Annotated in this window: 6 protein-coding genes; 2 read left to right on the top strand and 4 right to left on the bottom strand. The window is 67.9% G+C overall.

What is annotated here, in order from left to right; all coding sequences use genetic code 11:
• Nucleotides 1–8: 8 nt before the first annotated feature.
• The 3 genes from LZ199_RS27235 to LZ199_RS27245 all read right to left on the bottom strand — a co-directional run bounded on the left by LZ199_RS27235 (nucleotide 9) and on the right by LZ199_RS27245 (nucleotide 17,109).
• Nucleotides 9–15,245 carry an RHS repeat-associated core domain-containing protein gene (locus LZ199_RS27235; RefSeq protein WP_253996679.1) on the bottom strand — a complete coding sequence of 5,079 codons (15,237 nt, stop codon included), beginning with the start codon at nucleotides 15,243–15,245 and terminating at the stop codon, nucleotides 9–11.
• Between the two features lie 5 nt (nucleotides 15,246–15,250).
• Nucleotides 15,251–16,087 carry a peptidylprolyl isomerase gene (locus LZ199_RS27240; RefSeq protein WP_253996680.1) on the bottom strand — a complete coding sequence of 279 codons (837 nt, stop codon included), beginning with the start codon at nucleotides 16,085–16,087 and terminating at the stop codon, nucleotides 15,251–15,253.
• Nucleotides 16,088–16,221: 134 nt separating this feature from the next.
• Nucleotides 16,222–17,109, bottom strand: coding sequence for a peptidylprolyl isomerase (locus tag LZ199_RS27245; protein WP_253996681.1), 888 nt, complete (start codon nucleotides 17,107–17,109; stop codon nucleotides 16,222–16,224).
• A gap of 199 nt (nucleotides 17,110–17,308) precedes the next feature.
• On the opposite strand from LZ199_RS27245, the gene LZ199_RS27250 reads away from it, so the two are divergent.
• Both LZ199_RS27250 and LZ199_RS27255 read left to right on the top strand, forming a co-directional pair.
• The gene (locus LZ199_RS27250) at nucleotides 17,309–18,304 is read left to right on the top strand and encodes a peptidylprolyl isomerase (protein WP_253996682.1); all 996 of its coding nucleotides are present in this window, start codon (nucleotides 17,309–17,311) and stop codon (nucleotides 18,302–18,304) included.
• Between the two features lie 68 nt (nucleotides 18,305–18,372).
• Nucleotides 18,373–18,837, top strand: a complete 465-nt coding sequence (locus tag LZ199_RS27255; protein ID WP_253996683.1) for a hypothetical protein — start codon at nucleotides 18,373–18,375, stop codon at nucleotides 18,835–18,837.
• Between the two features lie 43 nt (nucleotides 18,838–18,880).
• Here LZ199_RS27255 and LZ199_RS27260 read toward each other — a convergent pair whose 3' ends face one another.
• Entirely contained in the window at nucleotides 18,881–19,828 is a 948-nt protein-coding gene (locus tag LZ199_RS27260; RefSeq protein ID WP_253996684.1) for an arginine deiminase family protein, read from the bottom strand.
• Nucleotides 19,829–19,867: the final 39 nt, after the last annotated feature.

Here is a 19,867-nt window from a genome sequence, read left to right on the forward strand (position 1 = left end):
ACGCGGACTCAAGGCGTCCCATTCTGACCTCTCATCCTCAAAACAAGGCAATCCGCCACGTCCCAGGCCTGGCAATGGAGGTTTCCTGGGTTCTTCGCGCGGATGTAGTCATGAACCTGTCGCTTGGTCAGGGATTCGTTCGGGCTTTCCGCGAACAAACGTCTCAAGCTGTTGAGTTCATGCATCTCATGTCCGAAGACGGCGACGATCTCCTCATCACTCTTGAGCACGTCCCGGTGGATCGCCACCAGAACCATCCCATCGGCGTCGAACAGCGGATCACCCTCTTTCAAGTCATGAACGAAGTTTTCCCAGGTCATCATGTCCTTCATTTCCTTCGGCTGGCGGGCCGGATAGTACTCCGCCCTGGCATTCTCCGCCCTGATGGTCGGCCTGGCCTGGAAGTAGATATCATCGGGGATGTCCACACCGTTCGCCCGGGCAATCTCGATGGCTTGCTCCAGGGTTCGCTCCTGCCCTGCGGGATTCGGCTTGAACTTGAGCCGTGTATCCTGCGCCGCCCCGACCAGGGACGTTTCGAGGGCATCATCCACATGGCTGACGGCGGCGGAGGCTTCCCGCAGCGCGGAGGCAGATGGGGCCGCCGCTTGCCTGAAGATCATCGCGCCAACCCCGGCCGTCAGCGCGTTGAAGGCCACCCCCTCCGGCGTGACCTCGCCGGAGATCCCGTACTCCATGGCTGTTCCAGCCCCTGTCTCGGCCAGCCACACCCCCACGGTCGCCGTCGTCGTGGAAACACTTCCCGCTTCGACGAGCACCAGGGCCAAGGGCGTGGCGGCGAGCGAGACACCCACGCCGGCCGCCAGGAACGCGCCTTGAACGCTCTTCTTGAGCTCCCGCTGACGCTCCTCCTCCCAACGCTCGTACTTCCCCCGGAAGGGCCGCAGGTCACCGTGGTGGAATTCAGAGCCTCTCCACCGCCCGGACAACGCGAGGCGCATCTCGCAAGCCATGCGACTTTCGCCACTGAAACAGGCCGACCGACCATCCGGATCCGTGAACCGCATCGGATTGGCATTGGCATACGCCCACGGCTGCATCCCCGTGGGTGATTTCAGATACGCCTCCGCCCCCACCGGGTCCTCGGACAGGAACCGTCCTGTCGAGGCGTCGTACCAGCGTTGCTGCGCGTAGGTGAGGCTGGCGGCCGAATCCCAGGAGTGGCCGGTGTAGCCGACACTGGCCTGGTTCTCGTCCGGAACGGCACCTGAGCGATATTCGCCCCAGGCATCGAACCTGGACGACGTCAGGTCCCCCATCCCGTCGACCCGCGCCACCCCGCTGCCCATGCCGTCATGGAGGATGCGGTCCTCTCCCGAAGCGAGCGTCAGCCCGGCGAGCACCTCTTGATGCAGGCGATTGCCGCTCGGAAGCTGCTCCTCGACGAGCGTGTCTCCAGCCCAGACGTACCGCGTGGTGCCGGAGTTCGTCTCGCGGGACCGGCGCAAGCCATCGAAGCCATAGCGATAGTGGGCCTCCGTCGTCTCCGGCGTACCTCCCGTGCCTTCCCGCTCCACTCGGACATGGGCCAACCGCCCCATCGCATCCCAGCCATAGTGAGTCTGTTCCGTCTCCGAGCGGACTTCCCGACGCACACGTCCCGAACCATCCGTGAAGTATGTCGCTTGACGTCGGGCGTCCTCCGCCAGGGCCAGGTCATCAATGGACTCCAAGCCACCTGCACCATTGAACCCGTAGACGAGACGCCGCTGCGCGCTGGCCGCCTGTTCGTACCCCTCCGAGGACAGCGAACCGGAATGACTCAAGGCATGGCGGGCGCCCAGGCGCGTCCCATCCGCAGCCAGCTTGTAGAGCACCGCGGCCCCACCCGGGTAGCGCACTCCCGTGAGACGGTCCGCCTTGTCATATCCGTATTCGGTTCTCTCGTTGACGAGCGCACCCTGGCCGTCGGGCACCTGAGCATCCTCACGGACCCGATTGCCGCGAACGTCGTAGGTGTATTGGAACGAGATCCGGGGCGTGCCAGCCGTCTGCTCACAGCCCACATCCAATTCCGCCGTCGTCGTCCGGATGGACTCCAGCCAACCGCGCCCGTCGTAGCACTTTCGCTCCACGTTGGAGCCGTCCGCGATACGCGAGAGCAGCTCTCCTCCTGGCTCCCAGGCCACGGTCCGCTGGGTGCGCACCTCGCCATCGCGAAGCGTCCGCACCACGTTGATTCGAGCCAGCGCGTCGTAGCCGAGCTCTTCCGCCAGGCGAACGCCGCCGGTCACCGGCCCCGACGTGCGACGGAGCGGTAGATCGCTCCCCGTGACGTAGGAGAACTCAATCCTGTCTTCCGTATCTGTCGCATGGTCCTTGCCACGCTCGCTCCACGCGGGCCGACCTCGCGAATCGTAACCGAAGCTGTTGAGCACGTTTCCACTGGTCCGAACCTCATTGGCTTGAACCAGGGCGTCCAGCGCGTCATAGGCGAAGTCAATCCGCTGGACGTCATGATGGGCCGACGAGGACGTCTCCGCGACGAAGGCTCGCCAGACAGGACGCCCCCGACCATCCAGCAGCGTCTTGACGACATCCTTGTCATTGCCGCCAGACAACACCGCGTTGCTGGGTGAGGTCACCTGCTCGACGCCGTTCACCCACGAGGTGACCCAGTCCGACGTTCCACGCACTCGGTGGGTGGGCCGCGACAGATAGTCATACTCAAAAGTCTCCGAAGGAACGCCGCCCGAGGGGCGCTGGATGGCCGACAACCGCCGCGCGGCGTCATATTCGTACGAGAAGGGGGATAGGCCAGGAGGGGTCACACGCCGCACCTCGCCCAACGGTCCATTCTCATACTCCCAGGCCTCACTGGGATTGGCGGAGTCCTTCCAGACCTTGGCGACGAATCCACCGGCGTCGTAGGAGATATTCGTCTCCTTCAGCTCGCCGTTCTTTCCGAACTGCTCCCGTACCAGCAGGCCACGCGGCCCGAAGGTGAACGAGCGCACCCGCTCGGCGGGGTCCGTGACACTCGTGAGGCGACCATCCAGCCGGTAACCCATGTGGGTGTGCTCCGGCGCTCCCCCATCACCTAGCGCGACATCGACCAGCAATCCCTGGTCATAAGTATAGACCTTCGAGGGTCGTCCCGCGGGCTTCTCCCGGGCAATCACTCCGAGCGCGTCGAAGCTCCAGGAATCCGTCAGCCCGCCCTGCGTCCGGGACACCATCTGGCCCAGGCTGTTCGTCTCCACGTCGAACTGGCGCGCCGGCAACACGACGGAGGGTGTCGCACTGACCGTCCCTGTCTGGAGGACGGAGACGGTGCGCCCGGTCCATGGAGCCTTCGTCACGTATTCATAGAAGTCCGAGCCTCGCTGCCAGTGCTCACGCGACTCCAGCGTGCGCCCCCGGTCATCGAACTTCTTCCGCTCGAAGGTCAACACCGACGGAGCTCCCTCGCCTCCTTCGGTCTTCTCTGTCGTCACCCGTTTCTGAAGCCAGGCTCCGGAATAGGCATACGTCGTGGTGATGGAGTTCCCGTCCGTGCCGGTCCCGCCCCCGGACAGCGGGCGTTTGTCCTCACGCACCTCCTTGAGGAGCTGGTGTCTCGCGTTGAAATAGCGGTACGTCTTGTAACCGAGCGGACCTATCTCCTCGGTCGCGGAGTCCGGCACCGAACCATCCGCGCCTGGCTTCCCGGTCAACCCGTAGCTGTAGGACCAGCGGGCACCGACGGTGTTCCCACCCGTGGCGACCAGCTCTTTGCTCTTGAGCTGTCCGAAGGCGTCATAGGTATGACGCCAATCCGCATCCGGGTGAGGTCCCTTCTGGCGCACGACGCGCCCCTCTCCATCCACGAAGAGTTCCGTGATGGCCGCCGGATTGGCCGCGTCCCCCGGTTCGTCCTTGCGATACAGATTCCCCGCGGAGTCGTAGTGATAGGTCGTGGTCTCCGTCGTCGAGGAATCAATGGGAGCCACTTCGGTAATCATCTGCCCGCGCGCGTTGTAGGTGTACTTCCACGAGGCCGGGTCTCCTCCGACGATCCGGACCCGCTCCACCAGCCGGCCCGCGACGTCGTAGAACTCCTCTTCGTTCTCCACCCGGGCAGCGCCATCCGGACGCCCGATGGTCCGGGTGATGAGAACCTTCCTGCGGCCCGTGGGAGGAGGACTCCCGTCCTCGTAGCGATACGTGACCTCGAGTTCCAGCGGGGCCGCGCCTGAAGCAATGCTCCGGGAATAGCGAGTCAGGCGCCCCAGTGCGTCGTGGTACTCGAAGTGCTCATCCGTCTCCATGACGTGGTCCTGCTGCCTCGTCACGCGGCCATGGTCGTCATAGTGCCGCTCGAACTCCACGCTGGTGACGACAGTTCCCGACAGGTTCGTTTTCGTGGAACGCACCTGACCCAGTGCATCCGGTTCGATGTCCAGCACATGGCTGGAGGCACTGTTTCCAAAGCTCCTGGCAACGACGTCGCCCTGGAAGTTGCGACGCCACTCCTCTGTACTGCGCTCGCCATTCACCACCGCGGCGCCCGTGTAATCCCAGTACACGGGCCGCCCCAGGAAGTCGTAGCCAATCCGGGTCAACAGCCCGTTGTGGTCCACCACGGAGCGGGCGCGGCCGTTGGAGTCGAAGTCCTGGTAGCGCAGCTCGTCGACGCCAGACGGTCCCGTGGTCGTTCCAGCGTTGACGATGCGAACCCCCGTCAAGCGCCCGGAGTCGTCGTAGTCGTAGGCACGTTCGACACCCACCGCATCCGTCGTCGACACCAACCTGCCATTGCGCTGGTGTTGCTTGCGGACCGCCACCGCCTCCTGTCCCGGCGGGCCGAACGGCGTGCGCTCTTCCACGAACACACCCCGGAGGGACTCGTCCCCTTCCGTCACCTCCCAAGTGTCCACCGTGCGAAGCGTGGCGGAGCCATTGAGGCTTTCCCGCACCGTCACCCGAAGGTTCGCGGGCGAGTACGAATAGGCCCAATCCTGACGCGGAGTGCCCTCGACGATGTGCCGGGTGACTCGACCGAGGCTGTCGTATTGCCACGACTCCTCGGAGCCCGTCTCCTCGTCCTTGCGATGGGTCATCCGCCCGAACGTGTCGTACGTCAGCTGGCGCGTCAGCGTCCCAAGTCCCAATGAACCCGCGTTCGGGTTCGTCAGGACGATGAGTTGCGGGAGCCCCAGGGCATTGAGGTCGCCATAGGTCTTTTGTTGGCCGAGTGTATCGATCTCCGTGAGCAGCACTCCGGAGCCGTCCATCTGGAACGTGCGGGTTCCAGTGTTCCTCGCCGTCAAGCCATTGCTGTTGGTGACGGTGATGCCTTCGATCTTCCCTTCCGGCGTGACACGGGTGTTGACGGATTGGGTTCCCTGAGTGGCCGGGGTGATGCGCTGGTCCGGAATGCCAAACTGCTTGTTCACCGGATTCGTGAAGGTTTGACGCACCAGCTCCGCTTGTCCGCCCGCCGGGACCGGACCTCGGAATCCCTCGCTGCTCGGAGGTGCCTGCTCCAGCTTCAGCGACAGCAACCGGTGAGACGAGTCGATGTCGTACTCGAGTTCGGCCTTGTTCGGGAGCGTCACGTGGAGCGGCGAAATCTGGCCGTCTGTGCGCCAGACCGTCTTGTGCTCATTCAACGATCCCACCGTGACGCTCTGCGCGCTGCCGTAGCTCGTCAGCGTGTACACGACGCTCACGCCATCGGAACGGGTCACCTGGCGGCGGCCAGTGCTCTCGTAGACGTACTGATAAGGCGCGGGCCCCTTGCCCGAGCTCGTCGACAAGTCGATGACCTCGGCGGGCTGGACATGCTCGTAGGTATGGGAGGTACCGGTGCTCGTGTAGTGGGCGACCCACTGGTCGAAGAACGTCAGGGGCGCGACATCCGGCGTCACCTGGTAGCGCGCGGTCCGCAGCTCATTGACCAGACGCCACCTGGAGTAACCAGACCCCGTCCCGGGGAGCGGCGCGTACTCGTAGGCCCAGGCCTGATGCGGCAGGCCCGTGCGGCGGAGGGCTCGCTTCAGGTTGCCCCAAGCGTCGTGAGCGAACTCCACGCGGTGGATGGCCTCGTCCGCGTCGGGCTCCTCCGTCGGGTCGTCGGGCAGCTTCGAGTTCAGGTAGAGGCCCACCGCGGACAGCAGCTTGAGTCCTTGCGTACGAGCCAGGAGCTTCAGCTTCTCCGAGGCATCCCCGTCGACCTCCTCGTATTCGAAGGCCAGCGACACGCGGCCCGGCGAGCGCGTCACGCGCAGCACGCGGTCCGAGTCCGGCGCATACGTCAGCGTCGTCCACCCCTGCTTCGGGCTGTCCTGCCCCAATCCATCCGAGTACTCGGTGAGCACCCAGCGGCGTTGCTGGGCGATGCCCGTGTCGAGCACGGACGGAGTCCTGAAGCGGTAGACCAGACCATTCGGCGTCCGGAACTCGGCTCCCAGACGGTCCACGGACAGGGTGCCACCGTGCGACTTGTCCGTCCGGCAGTTGCTCGCGGACTGGTCCACTGGAATCACCGTCTCGCACGACGGGAAGTCAAAGGACTGGCCGCTCAGGACGACGATGTAGCGTCCGAGTTCCTCCTCGACGATGAAGCCCTCGTAGTTGTGGGACCAGCCCACGCCCAGCGGTGACACCTCGTTGTTCTGGTTGTTGAACGTCCGGGAGAAGCTCACGGCCTCCGCGAGGTGCGGCACCGAGAAGTCCTCATGGGTGACGCTGAGGTGGCCACCCGCGAGGTTGACCCCCTCCACCACCGTCTGGCCCGCCGCCCGCGCGTTGACGAAGCTGTAGCGGCCCACGGGCTCGCCCAGCGCCATCTTTATCGGAGCCCTCGGCCCGAACAGGCCCGGCTCCGGCTCGATGACCAGGAACAGCTCCCGGCCCCGGGTCAGCATGTCCTGCATGCGTCCCAGGTCGTTCGTCAGCGGCAGCGCGAAGCGCCGTGCGCCATTCGCTCCAGGCTTCGTCAGCTGGATGAGCGGCTGTTTGACACGCGCATTGCCTTCATCGAGGTACCGGATGATGTCGTAGCCGCCGACACCCGTCGCCTGGTTCGGCATGTACCGGAGCTCCGCCGCCTTGAGCAGCGTGGACGCGTTGCAGTCCGGCCCTTCGCAGATGCGGATGATGCCGTTGGTCAGCGTGTCGGGCTCGATGGCGAAGTGGGCCATGGCCTTGACGGAGATGGGGCGCGCCACCGCGGGGGCGGTCAGGTTGTTGAGCGAAGGCGACGAGGGCGTCGACCTCGCCATGGAGCGCTCCAGCGTGTCCTCGCTGCCCGCCGTCACGAAGTCCGTGCGCGGGGAGATGCCGTGGAAGTTGAAGCGGTACAGGACGTTGTCCGCGTTCCCGCTCAGGTACAGCTCGAAGTAGAGGATGTCCGCCGCCGACAGCACCTCCGGCAGGAACTCGCCGTCACACGTCCCGGTGAGCCGGCCGTCCTCGATGACGATGGGGCACTCGATTCCGAAGTCATCCGTGCCCAGCCGCAGCCTGTACTCGCCGCTCACCGTCCCCGCGCGCCCCGGGAGGTCCGGCTCCTGGAGGCTGTCGATGAGGAACTGGTACGCGACGTCATCGTCCGTGGCCTCCGGTCGAGGCAACCCCGTCAGCACGCGTCCGGCATCGGCGCTGCCCGCGTCGGCCCCACCTTGGTCTCCCGTCTGCGCCGTGACGGTGACCTTGCCCAGCTCCAGCACGCGGAACTCGTGCTCACGCGCACGGTCATACCGCTCCAGCGCCGAGCCATCCGCCTCGCGGTGCCGGTAGACGTTCTTCAGGCCCACCGCCCACTTGGGCAGCTTGTCCGGATGCTCCTCCTCGGACTCCGGCTCGCCATCGATCTCCTGGCACTCCCCCGGCTCACAGAAGTTCGGCGGAGGGGCGTTGACCTCGTCGGGCTGCAGGAAGCCGTCGTCGTTCCTGTCTCGCTCGTACATTGGGTGTCCGACGACGTGCAGGTAGTAGTTCGCGCGAGACAGCGAGCTGAGCGACACCGTCGCCCCGGACTCGTTCTGGTACGTCAGCGACGCCTGCACGGAGGCCGTGTGGCGACCTGGACGCACCGGGAAGGCGACGACGACGGGCTGCTCCACCGCCGTCTGCGTCACCTGCACCAGGCGGCCCGCCAGCGGCGGCACACCGGTGGGCACATCCACCACCCGAGGCGTCCCCGTGTCACACCGCCCCAGCAGGCGCTGCGGTGACGTGGGCGGCAGCTCGGAGCAGAACAGCTCCAGCTCCTCCCCGGGCTCGCCACGGTCTCTCAAGAACCCGGGCTCGCAGATGCCACCATCCGGCAGGAAGCCGGCATCCGTGCACTCGGCCTCGTCGGAGCCGCCATCGGACGACACGGGCGTGCCCGCGTCCGTCGGCGTCCCTCCATCCGACGTCGGCTCGGGGAGCTGGCGCACGCGCCAGTGCGTGGCCATCTGGAGGAAGTCATCCCGCGTCGTCGCCGCGCCACCGTGGCGGATGAGGCTGGGGCGCGTGGGGACCTGGACGCCCTCCGGCGTCATGCGCCGGGCCACGCGGACATCGATTTCGGGCGGGAAGAGCTTCAAGTCCGCGGGGATTCCCAGCTCGGACTGCGTGCAGCGGGACAGCGTCATCGGCTCGCCGAGCTCCGTCACCTCCAGCGGTCCACCGGCCGCGTCGTCCGCCTGGCAGCCGCCCGTCTCCGTGCGGCTCACGCGGTTGATGGCCGGCACGGTGACGGACGTCATGCCCGAGTAGCCCGTGGCGTGGTTCACCGCGAAGACGACCAGCCGGTCTCCAGGGTTCAGCCGCAGCGTGTTGGTCCGGTTGTCGCGGCAGTTGCCGTCGTAGTACCCCTGGTCCTCCGAGCTCAGCGAGCCCGCATCGGACGTGCCGATCTGTCGCTCCAACTGCCGGCACCGCTCCCGCGCGGCCTGCCGGATGCGAGCCGCCGGCCCCGTGCGGACGCGCGAGTAGTAGCCGTGAGGCGTGTCCTCGGTCGGCGGTCCCTGGGTGCAGGCGAAGCCATTGGCGGTGCCCGCGGCGAACGTCGCGATGGGGTGCTCCAGGTCGTCCGCGCGGAAGAAGTGGACCTCCGTCGACTTCACGTCCTTCAGCGCGATGTCGGTGAACTCCCCGGGCGTCGTCGCCGCTTCGCTGTGCGCCTCCGGGTCGCAGTTGAGCGCCAGCGGCTCACCGTGACGGTTCACGAAGGTCAGCGAGCCGTACAGCATGCGCACGTCGACCAGGATGTCCGCGCGCGTGGTGGCGCCCGGGTACAACCAGAACGTCTGTGAGCAGATGGGGAACTGGTTGAGCGTGGGCGTGTAGTGCACCACGCCGTCCTCCCCCAGGCGCTCCACCATCCGAGGACCCGTGGGGACCTCCGTGCAGGAGATGCCCATCTCCCCGCCCATGAGCCCGGGCACCGGGATTCCGTAGCCTCCCGAGGCGCCCGTCGCCCCCGCGGAGCCACTGCCAGGCCCCGTGAGGGTGACTCGCAGGTTCTTGAAGCGCACGGGGCTGTGGACCGCCTCGTCCTCGCTCTCGTTGAACGTGTCCTCCAGCGTGCGCAGCCGCAGCGTCGCCGTCGACGGGCCACCATCCGAGGGCTCGGCGACGAGCTCCGCCTCGAACTTCATCAAGCGGTGCGTGGACTGCGACAGCCCGGACAGCGTCATCGTCGTCTTGCCGATGGGGAGCGCGACACGCGGCGCGAGCGCGGCCTCGCCTTCTCCCTGGGACTGCCACGCGCCCGCGGTGGGCTCGGAGAGCGGCCCCGAGGGCCCCTCCGCCGTCAGCTTGACGAGCACCGTCTCCGGGTTCGCCACGTCATAGGGGTCCGCCGACTCGAACCGGGAACGGAAGTCGAGCGCGAGCGTGTACGGCAGCGTGACGACCTGCTCCGACGCGGGCTGGCCGAACGGCGGCACCACCGGCGCGCGGACCTCCAGCTCCAGCTGGCGCTCCAGCGGCGCGCGGACCGAGCCCATCACCGCGCCGGGCACCGCCATCCCGAGCATCGTGTCGAAGGCGTTGTACGCCGCCATGTCCAGGCCACCGCCGAACTGGGCGTGGGCATCCGTCACCAGGAGGTTCGTCAGGAGCTTCTTCCACAGGGGCTCCGACGACAGGGAAGGACGCACCCGGTCCATCAACCCCTGCACTCCCTCGCCGTCCTCCTCCGAGCCCGCGTCCGGGTTCATCCCCAGCGCCGTCGCGACGGCGACATGCTGGTCCTTGTTGAGCGGCACGTAGCCGATGAACTCCAGCGACGTGAGGCCCAGGGGCGCCAGCGGCGTCAGCGTGACGCGGTCCTCATCCACCCGAGCGAAGCCCACGCGCTTGAGCACGTGTCGCTGCGGGTCATGTCCCAGCACCATGGCCAGGCGGCCAGCGGGCAGGTTGGTGCGGTTGGGGAACTTCACGGACACGGTCTTCTGCAGACGCAGTCCCGCCGGGCCAATCTGCCAGACGGCCCCCAGCGCCGCGCGCCCCTCCATGGGCAACGGCAGCGCATACGGCTGAAGCTCCGTCGCGGTGACGAGTCCCCGCGTCATGCCGTCCTCGAAGAAGAGGCCGTCCTCGGGCACGTCAAAGCCCAGGTCCGGGTGGCGGTTCGCGAACCGGAGCATCATCGGATGCAGCGCGTCCACCACCTGCGCGGAGGCCGTGTCCACGGCGGTGAGCACCAGCGGCGTGTCCAGCGTGTCGGCCTCCTCGTTGACGAACAGGCGGCGCCGCAGCGTGGGGAACGAGGCGCCCTCGGATGTCAGGCCGCCCTCGTAGCGCAGCACCACTTCCCCGCCCTTGGGGCTGAACAGGGTCCAGTTGCCATCCGGCCCCGTCACCGTGGTGAGGCTCGTCCCCTCCATCGCGACCTTCACGCCGGACAAGGGGCGGTAGTCCGCGTCCACCACGTAGCCGCGCACCCGCGTCAGCGGCCTGCGCACCGTGAAGTCGCTGGAGAAGTCGCCCCCCATTCCTGGCGGCATTTCCGGTGCCAGGTCCTTCTTCACCTCCACCGTCAGGCGGGCGCCTTCCGGGAGTGGGTCCCTCGCGATGAAGGACACGGTCTGCGAGCCTGGAATCACCGAGTAGCCACCCGGCAGCGGCGTGGACTGTCCCTGCACGCGGACCTTGAAGTGCTCCGACAGCTCCGTGCCCAGGATGGGCTTGTTGAAGGACACGCTCACCAGCGCATCGGGCTCCACGCCCTGCTCTCCCGCGCGGGGAGACACACCCGTCACCTGGAGCGGCGCAGCGCTCGCCTTCAGGTAGTGCACGGTGACGGAGGCCGAGCTCATCATTCCGCCGGCCTCCTCTTCTGGAACCAGGGTGTTCACGGCGGTGACCTGGATGACGTTCTCACCGTGCGCCAGCGGCACCTGGGCCGTGTACTCGTCCGTCGACGACGTCACCTCGTCCGTCCCGATGGTCACGACGCGCGGGCGCCCGCCGTTCTCCACGCGGACCCGCACCGTCGCCACCGGGGTCGGAGACTCCGAGCCCTCCACCGGCTCCAGGATGGTGATGCGCGGAGCGCTGCTTCGCAGCGTGAGCACCACGGTCTCCTGGCTGCGATTGCCCGCGACATCGAACGCGGTGACGACCACGGACTTGGGCGCATTGGCCGCCAACTGCACGTAGGCGCTGAAGGCGCCCGCGATGACTCGGGCCGGTACGCCATCGACCAACACCTCCGTCAGGTGCCGGTCTCCCGCCGTGCCGTGGAGGAGATAGGGAGCGCTGGAGAGGCTGCTCCACGTCTCGGGAGCCGTGGGTGGGGTGAGCACGATGTGCGGCGGCGTGTGGTCCACCGCCACCGCGCGGGTCTGCGCGTGGGTGCGCCCGCGTGCGTCCGTCACCTTGAACTGGAGCGTGTGGTCGCCATCCGCGAGCACCAGCGCGCCCGTGAAGTCATGGCCGTTCACCGCCATGCTCACGCCTTGCACCGTGACTCGCAGCGGTAGCGTCCCGCCCTCGATGTGACCGCTGACCACGAAGCGAGGGCCGCCGTACACGCCGCCTTCGAGCGGCGCGTCCACCACGAGCACCGGATCCGGCTCCAGCTCGGGCCCCGCGTCCTGCGTGCCTCCGGAGCCCGCATCCACGCCCACGCCGCCATCGCTCGTGGACCCGCCGCCAGCGTCCGGCCGCGAGCCCGCATCCGGAGTTCCGCCATCCGCTTCCGTGCGCGTCAGGGTGCGGACGACCTCCTCGGTCGCTCCGTAGCTGTCTCGCGCGACGATGGAGATGGACCGCGTCTCCCCGGCCGACAGCGACACGACGTGCGAGAAATCACCCGAGGGGGAGACCGTGACGGAGGTCCCAGCGACGGTGACGGTCACGGTGTCCTGCGGGTCCGCCGCCTTCGCGTTGCCGCTCACCGTCACGGTGGCCGCGCTGACGACCTGGTCTTCCGGGGGCGAGGTGACGACGAGCGTGGGCCGGCCACCGCTCGCGCGAACGGTGCGCGTCACCGTCTCGACATGTCCGAGCGCGTCCGTCGCCACCACGACCAGCGTGTTCTCACCCGAGGTCAGCGTCACCCGGTGGGAGAAGCTCCCGTCGGAGGCGACCGCAGCCGTCTGGCCATTGACGGTGAGCGTCACCGACGAAGTGTCCGAGACCCGCCCGGTGACTTCGGTGAACAGCACAGGGATGCGCGCGTTCTGCTCCGGAGCCGTGACGGTCAGGTTCGGCTTCTCCGAGTCGCGGGTCACCGTCACCGTGTGGGGCGTGACGTTGCCCGCCTCGTCGGTCGCGGTCAGCTCGAAGAGGTTGGTCCCCTCTTCCAGCGCCAACACGGTCCGGTGGCGGCCGTCCTCGCCTCGCGACAGCTCGGTTGAGCCCAGGCGCACCGTCACGTTCGACCAGGTGTCGGTGACCTGGAGCACCAGCTCCAGACTCGCCTCTTGGGTGACGGTGCCGTCGGCGGGACTCACCCGGGCCACGACGGGCGGGGTGCGGTCCACCGTGAAGTGAAGGGTTCGCGTGAGCGAGTTGCCCAGGTCATCCGAGACGGTGATGGCCAGGGTGTGCGGGCCTTCGGCCGTCACCGCGCTTCCACTGGTGAAGCTCACGGAGTCGAGCGTCGCGGACACGGACACCGGTCCTTCGTCCGTGGCGTTGAAGACGGGGACCACTTGCGCGGCCTTGGTGACGAGCCCGTCGGAGACACCGGTGACGGTGAGCGCGGGAGGCTCCGCATCCACGCGGAACGAGCGCTGGACCTCCGTCTGGTGCTGCGCGCCATCGCGCGCCACGGCGATGAAGACGTGAGGGCCGTGCTCCGTGATGGCCGCTCCGCTCGTGTAGGGCTCTCCATCCAACGTGCCCGTCAGCGAGGTCAGGTTCGCATCCTCGGCGGCGAACCCGATCGCCACCGGCGCGGCCCGGCGGCTGCCTTCTTCGACACCCGACACGGTCAGCTCGGGCGGGGTCCGGTCGATGGTGAAGATGTGCTCTTCACGCGCGGCGTTGCCGGCCGCATCCGTGGCCACGACGACGAGCGTGTGAGTGCGCTCCGCGGTGACGGGCGTTCCAGTCGTGAAAGGCAGGTCGTTGAGCGTGGCCTCCACCGTCACGGCCGTCAGGGTGTCCGTCGCAGCGAAGGTCGGAACCACCTGCTCCACGTCCACGACCTGGCCGGTCGGAACTCCCGACACCGTGAGGGTCGGCGGATGGAGGTCGAGGGTGAAGTGCACCACCTTTCGCGTGAGGTTGAGGAGGTCGTCTTCGGCGATGACCTCCAGCGTCTGCGCTCCCCCCGCTGTCGTGGCGCTGCCACTGGTGAAGGGCGCTCCATCCAGCGTCGCGCGCACCTGGACGGCTCCGCCCGAGTCATCCGTCGCGCTGAAGGTGATGACCACCGAGGGGCCCTTGGTCACGAACCCTTCATGGACTCCCGTGACGGTGATGACCGGCCCCAGGGCATCCACGGAGAACGTGCGCGTCACCGACGTCTGATGACCCAGCCGGTCCACCGCCACGGCGGTGAAGGTGTAGGCCCCGTGCGCGGCGATGGTCGTCCCGCTCACATAGGGCGAGCCGTTGAGCGTCGCCGTGACGGAGTCCAGGGTGAGGTCACTCGCGTTGAACGCCACGCTGGCGCTGGGATATCTGCCGCCGTTCGTCACGCCCGACACCGTCAACACCGGCCCCGAGCGGTCCAGCGTGAAGTGGACTTCCTTCTGGGTCTCGTTCCCCGCCAGGTCCGTCGCGGTGACGACCAGCGTGTGAAGGCCCTCGGCGCTCACCGCCGTTCCGCTGGTGAAGGGCTGGCCATCCAAGGTCGCCACCACCGAGGGTGAGGGGCTCAGGTTGTCCGAAGCGGCGAAGGTGGGCACCACTTGCGCGGTGTCCACCTCCTGCCCATGCGTGACGCCCGAAATGGTGACCACCGGCGGCGTCGTGTCGATGACGAGGACGCCTTCGGCCTGATTCGTATTCCCCGCCTTGTCCGTGGCGGAGACGACCAGCGTGTACTCACCCTCCAGATACAAATCCCACGGGGACGTTATCGGCTGACCGTTCAACGTCGCGGTCGCCACCAGGGGCCACAGCAGTCCTCCGGGAACGGTTCCCTCCGCGAAGAACTCCAGCGTGACGGGCACCTCCTTGAGGTGGTCCCCGTCAGCGAAGCCCGAGAAGCTGACATCCGGCAACGTCCTGTCGATGAAGAAGATGACGGTCCGCGACGCGGTGTTCCCCGCGGCGTCCGTCGCCGTCACCACCAGCACGTGCCTTCCCTGGGCATGGACGGGGGCGCGCAGCGTGAAGGGAAGTCCGTTGAGGGTCGCGGAGAGCGACACGGCGTCCACATCCATCGCCGAGGCATTGGGGAAGACAGCAGGTGCTCTGGAGTGTTCGCCGTCCTCGACGCCGGAGATGGAGATGACCGGCGCCGTCATGTCCACGCGGAAGGTCCGCGTCACCGTCGTGGACAGGCCCATGGTGTCCGTCGCACGGACGATGAGCGCATGCGGCCCTTCGGCCGACACCGTCACGCCGCTGGCCACAGGCTCGCCGTCCAGCCACGCCTCCACGAGCGTCGCGCTCTGGTCCGTGACGGTCCACGTGAGCGTGGGCGCGACTCGCACCGACGCGGCCTGTGCCACGCCGCTCACGGTGATGGCGGGCGGTGTCACATCCCCGGACACCGCCTGACGCACCTGCTCCTCGCGCGGCGCCTCACGCGTCGACGGGACTTCGGAACGAGACCGCTCCTGGCCACACCCCAGCCACACGCCCAGGAGCGCCATCACCCACACGCCACGACCGTTCATGGATGCTATTCCTTGCTTGTCTGGCTCGTGGCCAGGGACGCGGCGGCGCCCAGACGCTCCGGATGGGTCTTCACGGAGATGCGCTCACGAAGGTCCTTCATGAGCTGCGTTTGCGCCTCGCGACGCGAATCCGACTCCAGCTTGCCGCGCGCTTCCTCGAAGGTCGGCACCACCGTCTTCACGGCCTCCACGGCCTCGAGCAGGTGAAGGCCGTACGGCGTCGCGAACGGACGCGAGCGCTCACCCTGCGCGAGGCGCGCGGCCTCGGTGAAGAACACGTCGTCCACCTGGCCCTCACGTACCGGGCCCAGGTCTCCGCCCCGCGCCGCGCTCACCGTCTCCTCGGAGGCCTCGCGCGCGACCGTCTCGAACGGCTCCCCGCCCGCGAGCCTCGCGAACAGGGCATTCATGCGCGACTGCGCACCCGCCCGCGCCGCGTCGTCCGCACCCGGGGCCACGCGCACCATCAACTGACGGACATGCACCTCGCGACGTCCGAGCTCCTCCCGGGTCGCCGCGTAGCGCTCGCGCAGCTTCGCCTCGGTGGTCAGCTCCGACAGGCGCTTGTCCAAGAGGGCCTGGGCCAGGACTTCGCGCTCGGCGGTCCTCAACCGGGCCTGGACCGCTTCGTCCTCGTGAAGGCCCGCGCGCCGCGCCTCGTCGGCGAGCAGCGAGCGCTCCACCAGTGCATCCAACGCCTCGGCGGGGGGAGGACGCTCGCGCGAGCTGCGCGCGGCGAGATAGGCGGACACATCCGCCTGGGAGATTTCACGCTCGCCGACCTCGGCGACGACGCGCTCATCCCGGCACCCGCCGAGAGCGAGCACCAGGAGCGCGAACACGGGAAGCCGCCGCGCACGCCGGGAAGTCCGGAGCGCGGGCAGTGGATGAACTCCACCCTCCGGGCACACGACGCCATCCGCGGCGAAAACGCCGCACGAGCCAAAGTGATGCACAACCCCTCCCGCCTGCGCCCTCAGGGCGTCTCAGGCACGTCGATGCCCACCGAGCCCGCTGCACGCAGTCGGGCCAGCATTCCTTCGAGAACCTTTCGCTTCCACTGCGGCAGCGCGCGCCCCTCCACCTCCGCCCTCACCTCCTCGAACGCGGGGACCCTCGCGTCCTTGCGCTCCAGCAGTCGCACCACGGAGAACCCCTTCGCCTCCGCCACCACCCCCGTGGTGTCGCCGACCTTCTTCAAGGCGAACGCCGCCGTCTCCAGCTCGCGCTCCGGCAGGTCTCCGCGCGCCACCCAGCCCAGCTCGCCACCGCGTCCGCGCTCCGGGCCTTCACCGTCGGCGGCGACCTTCTCCAGGGCCTCGCCCGCCTTGAGACGTTGCGCCAGCCGCTCCGCCTTCTGCTTCGCCTGGGTGCGCTGCTGGGCCGTCGCCCCCTGGGGAACGAGGACCTGCACCCGCGCCAGCCGCAGTCGCTCCGGTTGAGCCAGCTCGTTCCGGTGTTGCTCGTAGTAGTCGCGCAGCGCCTGCTCGCTGGGCGTCCCGGCGGACTTCTCCTCGGCGGCGATCAACTCCTGGATGACCAGCCGCTCCTCCAGGGCCTGGACCTGCTTGTGGATGTCCGGGCGCTGATGGAGTCCATGGACCCGGGCCTCTTGAGCGAGCAGGCGCTTGTCGATCATCGAGCGCACGAACTCGCGCTGGCCGGCAGGGCGCTCGAACTGCTCCCGCAGTGGGGAGGGCAGCCGGGAGGACTCCTCGGTGAGCTCCTCCTGGGTGACGACGCCGCCGTCGAAGCGGCCGACCACCCGACCTCCACCGGTGTGAGCGGCTCCGGTGGGAGCCTCCGGCGCCGGCGTCGTGCAGGCGGAGCAGAGCCCCCACACAACCAGCAGGGCACGACTCATCCGTATCGTTCCTAGAGGAGACTTTCCCTGCTGCCCGTCCAGCCTGGTCCGAGGAACCACGGGATTCGCACCTTGCGCCATGTTGGATATACGATTCAGGCCCACTTTTTGGTTGTCGCTTCACGCGGTGCCCGCCGTCCCGGCTCGAAAACACGGCGCGTTCACCCCCCATGTGAAGCTCCCGAGGTTGATTTCACCCATGCACACGCCCTCCCTCCGCACCCGAGTCCTTTCAGCCGTCGTCGCCGCCCTCGCCCTCTCCGCCTGCAACGGTGGGAGTCCTCGTCCAGCGGAGGCTGGGCCCAAGGACTCGAGCCCCGTCGTCGCGGTCATCAATGACCGCAACGTGACGACCCAGGAGGTGAAGGCGAAGTTGGACGAGCAGCCGCTGTTCGTGCGCAGCCGCTACGCCACGTTGGAGAAGAAGAAGGAGTTCCTGGACAACCTCATCCGCTTCGAGCTGCTGGTGCAGGAGGCTCGCAAGCAGGGGCTGGAGAAGGACCCGGAGATCCAGGCGACGCTGGAGAAGGTGATGGTGCAGAAGCTGCTGCGCAAGCAGCAGGAGGCCGCCGCCGGAACCCTGACCGAGCCGGAGCTGCGCAAGTACTACGACGAGCACCTCTCCGAGTTCTTGAAGCCCGAGCGCGTCCGGGTGAGCCACATCTTCCTGGAGGCGCCGAAGGATGACGCCGCGAAGCGCACGCAGGCGCGGGCGACGGCGGTGAAGCTGCTGGCGGAGCTGAAGGCGAAGGAAGCGGGCCCGACGAAGAGCGCCTTCGAGCTGGCGGCGACGCAGCACTCGCAGGACGGGGCCACCAAGCCCGCCGGTGGAGACCTGGGCTTCCGCAGCCGGGATGAGCTGACCGTGGCGTGGGGCGCGGCCCTGGCGGAGGCGGTGTTCGGCCTGAAGTCGTCATCGGAGATTGGCCAGGTCGTGGAGACCGACAAGGGCTTCCACCTGGTGAAGCTGCAGGGCCGGCAGGTCGGCATGGACCAGACCTTCGAGCAGGCGAAGCCGCGCATCGAGGCGCGCCTGCTGGGTGAGCGCCGCTCCAAGGCGATGGAGGGCTTCATCGACGGGCTGAAGGCGCAGGCGAAGATTGAAGTGAAGGAGGCGGCGCTGGAGCAGCTGAAGATTGAAGGCGCGGAGAACAAGCCCGCCGCCCCTGCTCCGACGGCCCAGCCTCACCCGTAGGCGACTCGTAGCGAGGCACCGGGCCGGCGTACCGCTTCAAGGGTCTTCGCCGGCTCGTGAGCCCTACCATGGCCACAATCACAGACATCGCGAACCAGGTCCGTCAGCACTGGCTGACCCAGGGGCCTCGAGCCCATCCTGTTGCAAGGGATGAAATCGTGGAGGCATGGCGTTCGCTGCCTGGCGCGCTTCCCGACGAATACGAGACGTTCCTCCGCATCGCCGGGCTTCCCCCGGACGACGATCTCCGGGGGTTTCGTTTCTGGTGGCCCAAGGAGCTTCGCGCGACCGCCGACGTTCTCCGGGACGCGGGGTACCCATGCAACGCCACGGAGGCGTCGGTCATCATCGCCGACTTCCTTCAGGAGTCTTGGTGGTACGCGTTATGGGTGACAGGGCCCTGGAAGGGATACGTGTCACTCGTCCTGGGCAGCTACAACGGCAGCGATCCACAGTTTCCGCTGGGGAGCCTGGAGGACTTCCTGCTGGCGTACATCAAGGACGACGATGATGTGCTGTGTCCGAAGAAGTAGGGACTGAAAGGGTCCGCGCCGGCTCGCGCCACTCCCGGCGGGCTCACGCCACGCCACGCCGCAGCGGCATCGTCAGACAGCGCACGCTCCCGTTGCCGCTCTCGAGCGCGTCGATGTCGACGCCCACCACCTCCAGCCCGAGGCCCCGCGCCAGGTGGCGCAGGTGCGGCGCCGCCCCTTCCGAGGCGAGCAACAAGCGCGGCTCCAGGCTGATGAAGTTCGACATGAAGGGATGCGTGCTCCCTGGCTCGAACGCCAGCACGCGCCGGCCCCGCTGGGTGAAGTAAGCCTCGAACGACTCCCAGCACGGCGGCTCCCCACGCACGTACACGTGGAGGGGGCAGTGACGCAGGAAGGCGCGCGCCACGACGGCCTCGGTCCCGAGCACGTTGAAGGCCAGGTCCAGGTGGATGATGCCCAGGCTCTCGGGGATGCGGACGACCGCCACCTCCTCGAACCCCGCGTCCCAGGCCAGCTTCACGAAGTCGCTCACGGACCTCGGGTCACTGCGCAAACCCACGTTGACGAGCAGCCGCCCCTGCCCCAGCAGGAAGACGTCCCCGAACTCCACACGGGCCGCGGCCGCCCACTCCACATTCCCATCAGCCCGCCCCATCAGCCGTGACAGCGCCCCGTGCGCCACGTCGAACTCGGCCACCCTCGGCGGAAACGCCGCCGCTCCCCGAACCAGCCGGGCCCCCAACACCACCGCCGTGTCCCGAACGAACACCCGGTTGACCGTGGTGTTGCTGACGACCCTGTCCGCTGGCGACAGGAACTCCTCCAGGTCGATGGTCCGACAGCCGAACGACGCCAGCGTCTCCCGGAGCCGGCCAAACGCGTCATCGGCGGCCGCCCGCGTCACGACCCGGGCAAACCCCACCGCGGCCGCCTCCTCCTCTGAGGCGACGTCCAGCGCCGCGGGCCGGAACACGACGACGCTGTCCAGCCGGCCATCTTCCGACCAGCACTCGACTTCCCCGAACCCCATCAAATCGCCACCTGCCACACAGACGTGGCTAGACCTTAA

The organism is Myxococcus qinghaiensis (genome assembly GCF_024198215.1).
Taxonomy (GTDB): Bacteria; Myxococcota; Myxococcia; order Myxococcales; family Myxococcaceae; genus Myxococcus; species Myxococcus qinghaiensis.